Genomic DNA, 14,606 nt, shown 5'->3' with positions numbered 1-14,606 from the left:
GCCTAATAGATTAAATGGGAGAATTATATGACAAAAAAAGATTCCATTAAAAATAAAAAATCCAGATCTAGGTTAGTTAAACAGATAGTTTCTGGCGTTTTAACATTGACTCTTCTCTTACAGCCTATTGGAAATGTTATGGCAAATAGTGAAAGAAAAGAAGTTACAAATAATATGATGAAAACAGAACCGGTTAGAGTTCCATTAAAAAAATCAGAATTAGAAGATGGTAGATTAAATTTTGACGAATCGTGGAAATTTAAATATGGAGATCAAAGTGGAGCAGAAAAAAACACTTTCGATGACAGTAATTGGCAAAAAATCAATGTACCTCATGATTATAGTTTAGACTTACCATATAGTAAAAGTGGTGAAGCAGAAAGTGGCTATAAACTAGGAGGAATTGGTTGGTATAGGAAATCATTTTATGTGGATGAAGATCTAAAAGATAAAAAATTTATTGTGGAATTTGGTGGAGTTTATAACAATGCCACAATATACATAAATGGAAATAAGATAGGAAGTCATCCTTATGGATACACACCATTTGCCTTTGATTTAAGTGAATATATTAATTTCGGTGAAGAAAATGTATTAGCGGTTAAAGTTAATCATAAATTTCCATCAAGTAGATGGTATTCAGGTAGTGGAATATATAGAAGTGTATATTTAAATGTTTCTGATAAGGTGCATGTAGATTATCAAGGAATAAAAATAACTACACCAAATATTGCTAATCAATTGGGTGGTGATATAGACACTAATATTGAAGCGAAAATAATAAATGATACAGATACAAAACAAAATGTTAAAATACAACATAAATTTAGAGAAAAAGGTAAGGATACAGTAGTAGCTCTTGCAGAAAGTACAGAGACTATTGAAGCAAATTCATCAAAAACAATCAATAGTAATTTATTTGTAAAAACCGCTAAAACATGGTCTATAGAAAATCCAAATCTTTATGAGATAGAAAGTTCAGTTGTTATAGATGATAAAGTTTCTGATACTAAGTACACTGACTTTGGGTTTAGAACTATTTCTTCTGATCCTAATAAAGGCTTTAGTCTAAATGGTGAAGTAATAAAATTAAAGGGTGTTTCAATGCACCATGACCAAGGTTCATTAGGTGCGGCTGCACATTATAGGGCTATTGAAAGACAGGTAGAAATTCTTAAGGATATGGGAGTTAATGCTATCCGTGTTACTCACAATCCTGCATCTGATGAAATAATTGATATTGCCAACAAAAAAGGTATGCTAATTATAGATGAAGCTTTTGATGCCTGGATTGACTATAAGAATGGTAATATATATGACTACACAGAATGGTTTGAAAAACCTGTAGAAGATGATAACCAAATTTTAGGAAAAGAATCGAACCCTATGACCTGGGCTGAATTTGATGTGAAATCAATGGTAAAAAGAGGTATAAATTCACCATCAGTTATCAAATGGTCCTTAGGTAATGAGGTTATGGAAGGAAATAACAAGAGTAGTGCTAGATATGCTCAATATCCAGCAGTCCTTCAAAATCTAATTAATTGGGTTAAAGAAGTTGATAACAGCAGATTTGTTACTTTAGGAGATAACAAATTTAAAGCTTCATGGTCAGAATCAACCCAATTCGGAAATCTTTTAACAAAAGAAGCTGGGACGGTAGGTATGAACTACTCAAGTGGAAATGACTTTGATCGCTTCCATAGAGAACATCCTGATTGGCATATATATGCTTCTGAAACAGCCTCAGCTATAAATTCAAGAGGCCAATATAAAGCAGATGAAATTAACAAGCTATATACATCTTATGACACAAAAACAGTAGGTTGGGGAATGGTAGCTGCTCAATCATGGTATACAGTTGTACAAAGAGATTTCGTTCAAGGTGAATTTGTATGGACAGGTTTTGATTATCTTGGAGAACCAACAAATTATAACAATATAGGTCCTGGACCTACAGGTGGTTGGCCATCATCAAAATCTTCATATTTTGGAATTGTAGATACTGCAGGTTTACCAAAAGACACTTATTATTTCTACAGGTCACAATGGAATCAAGAAGATACTACTTTGCATATACTTCCTGCATGGCATGAAGAATTAGTACGTCAAGACCTAAAGGGAAATGTAAGAGTAAATATCTATTCTAATGCAAAAGCTGTTGAGTTATTCTTTACAAATGCTGCTACAAATGAAAAAACTTCATTGGGTAAAAAAGAATTTACTGAAATGGTTAGTCCAAACGGATATAAATATCAAATGTATCAAGGTGCAGACAAATCAAATAAAGACTATGAAAATCTATATTTAAGATGGGATGTACCATATAAGTCTGGAAAGTTAACAGCTGTTGCCTATGATGGTTCCGGTAATATAATAAGTGAAACTGTTGGTAGAAGTGAGGTTTCTACTTATAAAGAAGCTAAAACTATAAATCTAACAGTTGATAGAAATGAAATTTTAGCTGATGGAAAAGATTTATCTTATATTGAAATAGATATATTAGATGAAAATCAAGAGTTAGTAGCTTCAGCTGAAAACTTAGTGAATATAGAAGTTTCAGGTGACGGTGAACTATTAGCTATGGATAATGGGCATCAAGCAGACCACGAACCTTATAATTCAGGTAAAAGAAAAGTTTTAGCTGGAAAAGCGATAGCTATAGTAAAGTCAGGTAAAAAAGGTACAGGATTTACAGTAACAGCGAAATCAGAAGGTCTTGAAACTGCTCAAATAACTGTAAATACAAAGGCTACAAGTGAAAATGAAGATATGGATGGACCAATAGCATATAGTATTCCTAGATATCACTATGTAAAATTAGGTTCTACTCCTGAATTAGTTAATAGTGTAAGACTACACTACAAGGATAGTAGCAAAGACAAGGATGAAAATGTAGCTTGGGAAGGCTTTGATGTTAAGGAAGCTGGTATTTATAAGATAACAGGCTCTATTGAAGGTATGGAATATAAAGTACAAACTAATTTAGTTGTCTTAGACGAAATTGCAGGCCTATTAAATTATTCTACTGCAGCCTTGGTAAATTCAGATGAAATAAAATTACCTGATACAAGACCACTTGTTCAAAAAGATGGCAAAGTCATGGATTTAAGCTTTACTGTTAATTGGGAAAAACAAGATCCAGAACTTTATAAAAAACCTGGTTTATATGAAGTAAAGGGTACAAGTGAAATATTTGGACAAAAGTACGAAGTGCTTGCAACAATTAGGATTTCTGAAGGAGAAAAATCTCTAAGTGAAAATATAGGACCTTTAGCCTTAGATTTAGTTCAAAAAAATGATGCTAATAAGTTTTCTGATAATCTAAATGCTATAAATGATGGTAAAAGAGAGTTTGGAGTGGTATCAAGTGGATCAAATCATACAGTATGGACAAATTATGATGCTGCACAAGATGGAGTTGATACAGCCGAAATCACATTTACCTATGCTACAGCACAATTGTTGACAAAAGCTGAATTATTCTTCTATCAAGATGCCTGGTCAGCTAAGATGCCAGGAAAAGTTGAATTACAATATTCAGCTGATGGTACTTCAAATTGGACGAAATTAGAAACCCAAGAAATCAAAAAAGAAAAACAAGGAGATGTTCCAAGTGTAACTCCTGTTGAATATACATTTGAACCTGTATCAGCAACAGGTTTTAGAATCATATTAACAACTTCAGGTGAAGATTTTGGTAATAGACTTTCATGTGTTGGACTTACAGAGGTAGAACTATTTACAGTAGCAACTTCTTTAGAAAAGAATAATGCTTCCACATTATCAGAATTAAAAATTAATGGGTACCTAGTTGAAGAAGACTTAGAAAAAGTTAAAGAAATATATAGAGAAGAAAGTGAATTATCAATTGAAGCAAAATCAGATGAAAATGCGTCAATTACAATACTTCCTCCATATAAATCAAAAATTACCATCATAACAGAATCTGAAAATGGGGAAAATAGAGACTTATATACTATTCATTTCAAAGAAGAAATTGAAGATATTGATAAGTCCTTATTAGAAGCAAAAATCAAGGAAATTGAAGAAGAATTAGATCATTTGAAAGCTTCTAAGACTCAAGATACTATTTCAAAATTAGAAAAAGAGTTGGAATTATCTAAGGCTCTATTAGAGTATGAAGATACCAATCAAGAAGATATCGATAAAGCCTTAAGTAATTTGGAAAAAGCATATGAAGAATTACAAGATAAACCAGAAACTGATAAGGAAGAAAATCCAGTAGAAGAGCCAGAAACTGACAAGGAAGAAAACCCAGTGGAAGAACCAGAAACTGACAAGGAAGAAAACCCAGTGGATGAGCCAGAAACTGGCAAGGAAGAAAACCCTGTTGATGAGCCAGAAACTGACAAAGAAAAAGATCCAGTGGATGAGCCGGAAACTGATAAAGAAGAAAACCCTGGTATTTTACCAGACGAATCAAGCGGTGAAATTGAATCACCTGGAGATAAGACAGATGAAGATCATACTGAAGAAGAAAATATTGAAAGTGTGATTAAAAAAATCGATGGAAAAGGCCTATTAAATGAAGAAAGCTTGGCTTTGTTGAAATCTAGAAAATTAGATTACAGAGATATTTATTTCATAAATACATTAACTAAAGAAAAAGTTAAAGTAAGCACTCCTAAAAAGATTTCACTTGAACTTGAGTCCATCGATGATCTAAAAGTGTATCATATCGAAAAGGATGGCAGTTTAACAGAAATACTAAAGACTGAAATAAATGGTAAAACTGTAAGCTTTATTCATGACGATTTCTCACCATTTGTATTTTCTACAGCAAGAAACAACGATAATTCTGTAGTAGATAAAAATCCAAAGCAAAAAGAAGTAGACCATTCACCAAAGACTTCCGATATACGATTAAGTGGATTTGCTGCATCTATAGTCTTATCATTAGCCTTGGTTAAATTCTTAAAAAAGAATAAAGAAGATTATTCCCTATAAGTTGTAAAAGCTAGAGAGCCTAGACTCTCTAGTTTTTTATTTTTTAAATACAAGTACTTTCGACTACTTTATATAATATATGATATTATATAAAATATATAATGAATAAAAGAGAATTTATATTTATCGAGTTTAGCTGGGGGTTTAATGAAAAAAATATACCTAGTAAGGCATGGAGAAACCTTATTCAATAAGAGGGGAAAAATCCAAGGAGTTGTGGATTCACCCTTGACAGAAGAGGGTGTAAGGCAAGCAAAAAGTGCTAAAGAATATTATACAAGTAAAAATATAATTTTTGATAAGGCCTATTGTTCAACTCTTGGTAGGGCTGAAGAAACCTTGAAAACCACCACCGATCTTCCTTATGAGAGATTAGAAGGTATTAAAGAATGGAATTATGGAAAGTTTGAAGGTGAGCCTATATATGCAGGAATACCTGATAAAGATTTCTATAAAAATAATATAAATTTTGGAGATTGGTGGGCTAATTTTGGCGGTGAAAGTGTTGAAGAGGTACAAGAAAGAGTAATCAAGACTCTAGAAAAAATTGCCAAAGATGAAGGGGAGAATGCTTTAGTTATTAGTCATGGAGGAGTTTTATGGGCTATTATCACAAAATTCTTTCCTACATTTGAAAGCTTGAAGGAAAATAATATTGAAAGAAAAACTCCAAACCTTATGACTATCGAATTTGAAGTTGGTAAAGACTATAAATTAAATTTTGTAAGAACTTTTATACCATTTAATGGAAATGTTTAGGAGGAAAAATGGATATAAAAACAATTGCGTTAGATATAGATGGTACCTTATTGGATATAAATGGCAAGATAATGCCCAAAACTAAAAAGGCCTTGCTAGAACTACAAGACAAGGGTGTTCACTTGATTTTAGCTTCAGGGCGTCCGGTAAAATCAATGTTGAAATTAGCCGAAGAGCTAGGACTACAAGACCACCATGGTATTATTTTATCTAACAATGGATCTATAGGATACGATACAAAAAACCACAAAATAATATTTGATACACCAATAGAAAAACAATTAGCACAAGAAATATTAAAGTCATTTAAAGGGAAAAAAATTCATCCAATGGTGGAAGCGGGAGATTATTTCTTAGTAAATGATGTATATTCTGGCTTTGTTACTTGGAATGGTGAAATCCACAACATCATGGAAAGAGAAGCAAGGGCTGGAGCTTATCTGTTAAAAGAAGTAGAAGCTATTGAAGACCACATAGATGACCATGTTAACAAGATATTGACCATAGTTGAACCAGCTGAGATAGAAGAGGTAATCCAAGAAAATAAAAAGATTTTTGGAGATAAAATCCATGTTGTTCAAACTTCACCTTATTTTATGGAGTTTGTCAGACCAGAATCAAATAAAGCCTATGGCTTGGGTAAACTTAACATTGATCCAGAAACACTTATGTCATTTGGCGATTCAATGAATGACAAGGAATTAGTTGAATATGCTAAGTATGGGGTTGCAATGGGCAATGCTCAAGATGGAGTAAAAGATGTGGCTTACCATGTAACATCTGACAATAACAGTGAAGGGATTTATAAAGCCCTAGTCCACTTTGGTTTAATAAAAGAATAATAAGAGACTATATCCGACTATTCATTATTTGATAAGTCGGGTATTTTTATATTTACTTAGAAAATTTCAAGATATTTTTGTCTAGGCTATTTTATCTAGTATAATATATATTAAGAGAAATTTATTAAAAAGGAGAGAATATGAATAAGCCAGATATTAAATACATTGCCTTAGATATGGATGGCACTTTGCTATCTACTGACCATGTTATTTTGCCTAAGACTAAAGAAGCCCTTATGCAGGCTCAAGAAAAAGGTATACAACTTATAATAGCTACTGGTAGACCCTTGAAATCCATTCACCAATATGCAGAAGAATTAAAATTAGCAGAATATGGTGGATTGATTATAGGAAGTAATGGTGGAATCATTTATGATCCTAAAAAAGATGAAGTTTTGTACCAGGCTAAACTTTCAAAAGAACAAGCTAAAAGAATTTTTGAAGTCTTGGAAAACTATGATTTAATTCCGTATTTTATTGATAAAGATGATATTTTATATGCTCAGCAAGACGAAGCCCATATAACATTATCAAATGGCGAGCCTATGGAAGTTTTTGATTTTGAACTTGCTATGGCTGATGATTACAGATTGAAAAATGTTGGATCTTTGAAAGATTTTGTAGACTGGCCAATAGACAAGGTTTTAAATACTGCAAACCCAAAATATATTTCAGATAATTATAAAAAATTACAAGCAGAGCTTGGGGAAGATTTTACAGTTGTGCCATCCTTAGACTTTATACTAGAAATATTTAGGTCGGATGTAAGTAAGGGAAATGCCTTAGAATTTATAGAAAAAGACTTTAACCACACCATGGCCTTTGGAGATGGTATGAATGACTACCATATGCTAGAAGTTGCCAAGTACAGCATAGCAATGGGAAATGCTGCTAAGGAGATAAAAGAATTAGCAACAGACATCACTGATACAAATGATAATGAAGGGATTTACAAGGCCCTTAAAAAATATCAAGTAATATAAGAAAAGGAGAAAATTATGAGTATATTTGAAAGAGTTGAAAAACTAAGAGATTTAATGGCTGAAAAAAATATAGAAGCTTATATTGTGCCTACATCAGATCCACACCAATCTGAATACTTAGCAGATTTTTATAAGAGTAGACAATATATATCTGGCTTTACAGGTTCAGCTGGTACAGCAGTTATAACAATGGATAATGCTGGACTTTGGACAGACGGAAGATACTTTATCCAGGCTGAAGATGAATTAAAGAATTCTCCTTTTAAATTATATAGAATGGGTGAAGATATAAATTACATTGAATTTTTGAAGGAAGAAGTTTCAGAATTTGGTAAGGTTGGAGTTGATGGTAGGGTATTATCACTAGAACTTTATAATCATATTAACAAAGAAATTGGATCTAGATTATTAGTAACAAACTCAGACTTAATTTCTGATATTTGGACAGATAGACCAGCCTTAGACCAGTCTAAACTTTGGATATTGGATGACAAATATACAGGTAAGTCTTACCAAGATAAGGTTGAAGAATTAAGAGCTACCATGAAGGAAAAAGAAATAGACTATACCTTCATTGGAGCCTTAGAAGACATAGCTTATTTATTCAATCTAAGAGCTTCAGACATATATGCAACACCAGTTTTCTTTGCCTATGCAGTTGTAAGTCAAAACCAAAGTTACTTATTCATCAAGGAAGAAAAACTTGACTATAAAGTTAAAGAATATCTAAGGGTAAACCAAGTAGAAGTATATGACTACGATTTTATATTTGACTTTATGAATAAGATACCTGGAACCAAAACTGTATTTTTAGATCCATCAAGAACTAATGTTGATGTTTATGAAAAATTAAATAAAAATGTAAGGATAAATAAGGGAACAAACCTTACAACCCTTATGAAAATGATAAAAACAGATACAGAGATTGAACATGAAAAAAACGCCTTCCATAAGGATGCTATAGCCTTGACTAAATTCTTTAACTGGCTAGAAGCAGGGGTTAAATCTGGAAATATAGATGAAGTATTTGCTTCAAATAAATTATTAGACTATAGAAAAGAACAAGATGGATTTTTAGAAGTGTCCTTTGAAACTATTTCTGCCTATGGTCCAAATGCAGCTATGCCACACTATGATCCAAATAAGGTAGTGCCAGCAACCTTGCAAACTAAAGGTTTATACCTAGTTGACTCAGGTGGACAATACCTAGATGGTACAACTGATATCACAAGGACTGTAGCCTTGGGTGAATTGACAGAAGAAGAGAAAATTGACTATACCCTTACTATGAAGGCTCATATAGCTGGTATGACAGCAAAATTCAAAAAAGGAAATACAGGAGCCTATGTTGATGCTATAGTTAGATATCCTTTATATAGAGTAGGTAAAGACTTCAACCATGGTACAGGACATGGGGTTGGATTTATACTTGGTGTCCATGAGGGACCAATGTCAATTTCAAGAAGAGACCAAGGTTATGCCTTACAAGAAGGTATGGTATTTTCAATAGAACCAGGTATGTATGTGGCAGGTTCACATGGTATTAGACTAGAAAACATTGTGTTTGTTAAGAAAGCAGAAGAAAAAGACTTTCTAGAATTAGAAAGTCTATTATACCTACCACTAGATACAAGACCAATTGTAAAAGAAATGTTAGACCAATGGGAAATAGATTGGTTAAACGACTACAATAGAAAATCCTTTGAAGGCTTAAAAGATGAACTAAATGCTGATGAAGTAAAATATCTTGAAAAGATAAGCAAGGAAATTTAAATAAATGAAAGATCTAAAATATGAACTTTCCAGACTGCCTGATTCACCAGGTGTCTACCTGATGAAGGACAAGGATGGAAATATCATATATGTAGGAAAAGCAAAAAACTTAAAGAATAGAGTAAGGTCATACTTTAATAGTGATAGTGGTAAGTCTAGAAAAGTTATAAAGATGGTTGAAAAGATTGACCACTTCGAATATATCATTGTAGACAACGAGGCAGAGGCTCTTGTGCTTGAATCAAACTTTATAAAAGAGCACAGGCCCCACTACAATATCTTGCTTAGGGATGACAAGCAATACCCTTACATCATGCTGACAAATGAAGAATTTCCAAGGATAGAAAAGGTAAGACAGGTAAAAAAAGATGGCAATGAATATTTTGGACCCTATCCAAATGCCTATGCAGTAAATGATGTAATAAGACTCTTACAAAATATTTTTAGGCTAAGATTAGATAAAAATCTTCAGTCATATGGAAAAAATAAAAGACCACCTTTAAAACAATTCCTTTACAAATATAATGACCCTGACCATGACTTCAATGACAGGGACCAATATATGAAAAATATTGAAAAAGTAAGGACTTTTCTAAAGGGGAATCCTTCAATTTTGACAGACATATTGGAAGAAAGAATGTATGACTATTCTAAAAACTTAGAATTTGAAAGAGCCTTAGAATACAAAAATTATATTGAATCAGTTGACTCGGTCATGGAAAGGCAAAAAGTAAGTACTGTTAGCGCAGATGACTTAGATATCGTGTCCATGGCCAAGGCCAAGTCTTATGTAACCATACAAGTGTTTTTCATGAGGTCCGGTAAAATAGTAGATAGGGAACATTTTATTATTGAAAATGAATTTAAAGAAGAGGACCAAGATATAATGTCTTCTTTTATGAAGCAATTTTATTTTGATATGACTTATATTCCAAATGAAATACTTATGCTAGAATTACCTAGAGAAAAAGAAGCTATAGAAAAGATTCTTTCTGAAAAAAAAGGAAGAAAAGTAGAACTCAAAAAACCTCAAAGAGGAAAGAAGAAAGCCTACCTAGACCTTGCGAGTGAAAATGCTGAAAAAATGATGTATGAATACATGAAGAAACTAGAAGTAAGGGAAAGAAATAAAAACCTAGGATTGAAGAAGCTTGAAGATTTTCTCGACATTCATCCAATAGACAGAATAGAGGCCTACGATATATCAAATATATCTGGAGTTGATTCTGTTGGATCTATGGTTGTATACGAAGAGGGGAAAAAGAGTAAGAAAGACTATAGGAAGTTTAAGATAAAAACAGTTGAGGGTCCTGATGACTATGCTTCTATGAGAGAAGTTTTAAGTAGGAGGCTTAAAAGGCTTGAAAAAGATGATGCCTCTACTTCCTTTGGTAAAAAACCAGACTTAATTATCATGGACGGGGGAAAGGGCCAGGTAAATATAGCCTTAAAAACTTTTAAAGACTTCAATATAGACATTCCTGTCATTGGACTAGCCAAGGATGACAAACACAAGACCAGGGCTATTGTATTCAACAATAAAGAATATGAACTTGCAGGAGAAACTGCAATTTATAGATTTCTCTATGATATACAAGAAGAGGTCCATAGGTTTGCCCTAGGCTACCACAATACCTTAAGGAAGAAAAATCTATTTGAATCTGAATTAACGAAAATACCTGGCTTAGGTCCAAAAAGAATCCAAGCCTTACTTAAAAAGTTTGCTTCTGTTGCAAATATAAAAAAAGCAAGTAAGGAAGAACTTTTACAAGTAGAAAATATAAATGAACAAGTAGCAGACAATATTATAAAATATTTTGGAGAGAATAATGGCTAAAAGTGTAAAATTATCTCAACTAGTTGAAGAGCTAGGTTTGAAGATTATTGAAAAATCTAGAGACTATGAAGAGATTGAAATAAGTGATAAAAACATAAATAGACCAGGCCTTCAATTGTCTGGATATATGGAAGGTTTTCCCTATAAGAGAATCCAGATTATTGGTAATGTAGAATATAGATATTACATGGGGATGAGTCCTGAGCTTAGATATGAAAGGTTTAGAGGGCTTTTTACTGCGGATATACCATGCTTAATGTTCTCTTATGACAGGGAAGTGACTAGAGATATCCTAGACCTAGCAAATTATTATAATAAAACAGTATTAATATCTGAATTAGAAACAACAAGACTTGCAAGTAAACTAAACATGTATCTAGAAAAACATTTAGCCCAAGAGATTTCTATCCATGCAGGTTTGATGGAAGTATATGGTGCAGGTGTGCTCATAAGAGGGGAATCTTCAGTTGGTAAATCTGAAACAGCCCTAGACCTTATTACAAAGGGACATAGACTAGTATCTGATGATGTTGTAGAAATAAGAAGAGTTGATAATCAACTAGTTGGTACAAGTCCAGAAAATATCAGACACTTTATGGAGATAAGGGGTATTGGTATCTTAGATATACGTAGGTTGTATGGAGTTGGTTCTGTAAAAACAGAAACAAATATAGACCTAATCATTCATCTGGAAAATTGGAAAGAAAATGTTGAATATGACAGACTTGGATTAGAAGATGCCTATGAAAATATACTAGGAAATGAAGTTCCGATATTGACAGTACCTGTAAAACCTGGTAGAAATGTAGCCATGATCATTGAAGTTGCAGTAAGAAACCTAAGACAAAAGAATCTTGGTTACAATTCAGCAAAATACCTAACAACAAGACTATTTAATGATATGAATCCTGACATGAAGGATATGGATTATATAGAAATGTATGATAACTTATAAAATAAAAAACATCAATCAAGAGTCTAAGCTCTTATTGATGTTTTTTTTTCTACCTTCTTCTAAACCTATGATAAGAACTATTTAACAAGTGCATAACTTGAGGTATCTTCATAAATAAGATAATTACCAGATATACCATGATAGATACCAGTACAGATCCAGCTAAAGCTAGCAAGTAGTGGATTCCAACAAGTGCATGGTAAATATTATATGTTACAAATCCCATTATTAAACTAGCAAACAAGATTTTTAAGAAATTAATCATTAAAACTTTTATGTGTATAGTCTTATATTCTTTTTTATATAAAATTACAGACATTATTCCGCCGAGTAGAGCAGAAATTGATGTAGCTAAGGCTAAACCGAACAATCCCATAATCTTATGAAGGATATAGTTCAAGCTAACATTTGTCACTACTTCAACTATAGTAACTATAATCGGAGTTCTTGTGTTTGACTTAGCGTAAAAAGCCTTCTTAAATAAGAAACTAACAGATTGTCCGATAATGGTTGGCATATAAAAGATTAACGTTTCTGCTGTCAACATAGTTGACTTTGCATCAAAATTTCCCCTTTGGAAAAGTAGTCTTACAAAAGGTTCTGACAATATCATTATCCCAACCATGGCTGGAACTATCAATATGAATGATAATATATTTGACCTTAACAAAGTATCTTCAAATCTTTTTTCATCATTATCACTTGCGTATACTGACAAGCTTGGATATGTAGAAGTCGAAATAGATACAACCACTACTCCTGAAACTAATTGCAAGATTAAAGCTGCATATCTCATTATAGAAACACCGCCGTTTACAATAGTTGAAGCAAATGCCTGGTCAGATATTGTTGAAATATCAACAGCTGCAATTGATAAGATTACAGGGATTGAATTTGTTATCATTGTTTTGATGTTGGGATCTTTAAAGTCTACTATCCATTTATGGGTATAGCCTTCTGTCCTCAATGTTTTTGGGAAGAATGAGTATTTCAGTAATTCAGAAATTACATAACCTATAGCTAATATATAAATATTTCCTAATTGTACTGCTAAAACCAAGAAGAAAACATTTAAAAAGTTCATTATTATTCCTGGAGTTTCAGCTGCAATAAATCTGTTGTTTAATTGCAAGTAACCTATTAAAACTGATGATAGAGCAGATACATATATAGACAAGGATATGATTCTTGTAAATTGTATACTCAATTCTCTCTTAGCCCCTGTATAGCCTGGAGCAAATAAGCTAACTAATGTAGGGGCAAATAAAAATACTAATAAAATAGTTATCGTTGAAATAAAAATCAAAATATTTACTAAATTAGAAGTAAATTCATCAGCATGAACCTTTCCCTTTTCTTTTTTTATTTTTGAATATATAGGAATAAAGGTTGCGACTACCCCCGAAATAACAAAAGAAAATACTGTATAGGGGATAGAGGTAGCTGTATTGTAGACGTCGATAATTTGACCAGTCCCTAAAAAGTAAGCGAAAAATTGCTCCCTCACTAGGCCCGTTACCTTAGAAATTAAAGTTATAATCATTAATGTAAAAGCTGTTTTTCCCATAATCACCTCTCGAATTAAATTATAACACAATAATTTATCTAATAGCTATATAGATAACGATACTTTTTTGACATAGTCCTCCAATAGTGATACCATTAAAGTATCTTCAGGGCAGGGTGTAATTCCCGACCGGCGGTAAAGTCCGCGAGCGCAAGCTGAATTGGTGAAATTCCAATACCGACAGTAGAGTCTGGATGAGAGAAGGTATTGTTAAACGTTTTTGACGTACAATAATGATTTTCAAACATGCCCCGAAGTATCGGGGCTTTTATTTTTTAAAAGCCCAAAAAAAGATATTTGGGAGGAAGAAATGGAAAGAAACATTAGTAGAAGTAATTTGTTGTCAATAGATAATATGGCTAAGATGGCTATATTTGCAGCTATATCGGGAGTTTTAATGCTGTTTAAATTCCCTTTACCTTTTGCACCGTCATTTATGACTGTTGACTTTGCGGACATAGGTACACTTATGTCAGGCTTTATATTAGGTCCGGTTTCAGGTGTTTTGACAGTAATATTGAAAAACCTTATAAACCTAATGCTAAATGGGACAACAACAGCCTATGTTGGAGAATTATCAAATACCATCATAGGGATTAGCTTTGTTTTAGTTTCATCACTTGTGTATAATAGAAAAAAGACCATGAAAGGTGCTTTATTAGGCCTTGGTCTTGGTATTTTAGTTATGACAGTAATTGCTAGCTTATCAAATTATTTCATCATATTTCCAATGTATGGAAAGATAATGGGCAAGAGCTTAGATGAATTTGCTCAATTTGTACCTTTAGAAAGTGTGAAAAACTTCAAGGACATGTTGGTAATATCTATAATACCGTTCAACTTAGTGAAAGGATTTTTAAATGCTCTTGTAACATTCTTAACCTATAAGAAAGTTTCAAGACTGATGAAAAAATACTAA

The 14,606-nt window shown here is 32.5% G+C and carries 9 protein-coding genes and 1 riboswitch; of the genes, 8 read left to right on the top strand and 1 reads right to left on the bottom strand.

Annotated elements, in window-relative coordinates:
- Positions 1-27 precede the first annotated feature (27 nt).
- From C4Q29_RS02350 to hprK, 7 genes are all read left to right on the top strand, one after another.
- Positions 28-4,971 carry a glycoside hydrolase family 2 TIM barrel-domain containing protein gene (locus C4Q29_RS02350; protein WP_103981226.1) on the top strand — a complete coding sequence of 1,648 codons (4,944 nt, stop codon included), beginning with the start codon at positions 28-30 and terminating at the stop codon, positions 4,969-4,971.
- 147 nt (positions 4,972-5,118) lie between these two features.
- A complete protein-coding gene (locus C4Q29_RS02345; RefSeq protein ID WP_103981225.1) occupies positions 5,119-5,730 on the top strand; it encodes a histidine phosphatase family protein in 612 nt (203 codons plus the stop codon).
- An 8-nt stretch (positions 5,731-5,738) separates the two neighbouring features.
- Positions 5,739-6,572 (top strand): HAD family hydrolase, encoded by an 834-nt coding sequence (locus C4Q29_RS02340; protein WP_103981224.1) that lies wholly within the window; start codon positions 5,739-5,741, stop codon positions 6,570-6,572.
- Positions 6,573-6,712: 140 nt separating this feature from the next.
- Positions 6,713-7,555, top strand: coding sequence for a Cof-type HAD-IIB family hydrolase (locus tag C4Q29_RS02335; RefSeq protein ID WP_103981223.1), 843 nt, complete (start codon positions 6,713-6,715; stop codon positions 7,553-7,555).
- 15 nt (positions 7,556-7,570) lie between these two features.
- Positions 7,571-9,328, top strand: a complete 1,758-nt coding sequence (locus tag C4Q29_RS02330; RefSeq protein WP_103981222.1) for a M24B family metallopeptidase — start codon at positions 7,571-7,573, stop codon at positions 9,326-9,328.
- Positions 9,329-9,332: 4 nt separating this feature from the next.
- Entirely contained in the window at positions 9,333-11,165 is a 1,833-nt protein-coding gene (gene uvrC, locus C4Q29_RS02325; protein WP_103981221.1) for an excinuclease ABC subunit UvrC, read from the top strand.
- Complete coding sequence (hprK, locus tag C4Q29_RS02320) at positions 11,158-12,120, top strand: HPr(Ser) kinase/phosphatase (RefSeq protein WP_103981220.1); 963 nt, start codon at positions 11,158-11,160, stop codon at positions 12,118-12,120. Before uvrC ends, hprK begins: the two co-directional genes overlap by 8 nt.
- Before the next feature lie 49 nt (positions 12,121-12,169).
- Here the strand turns inward: hprK and murJ are convergent, their stop codons facing one another.
- A complete protein-coding gene (gene murJ / locus C4Q29_RS02315; RefSeq protein ID WP_103981219.1) occupies positions 12,170-13,687 on the bottom strand; it encodes a murein biosynthesis integral membrane protein MurJ in 1,518 nt (505 codons plus the stop codon).
- 98 nt (positions 13,688-13,785) lie between these two features.
- Positions 13,786-13,897, top strand: a riboswitch (FMN riboswitch).
- A gap of 100 nt (positions 13,898-13,997) precedes the next feature.
- Between murJ and C4Q29_RS02310 the strand changes: the two genes are divergently transcribed.
- On the top strand, positions 13,998-14,606 hold the full coding sequence (locus C4Q29_RS02310; RefSeq protein WP_200813102.1) for an ECF transporter S component: 609 nt from the start codon (positions 13,998-14,000) through the stop codon (positions 14,604-14,606).

The organism is Helcococcus massiliensis, from assembly GCF_900258485.1.
Lineage (GTDB): Bacteria > Bacillota > Clostridia > Tissierellales > Peptoniphilaceae > Helcococcus > Helcococcus massiliensis.
This window is presented reverse-complemented; position numbering and strand designations above follow the sequence as displayed.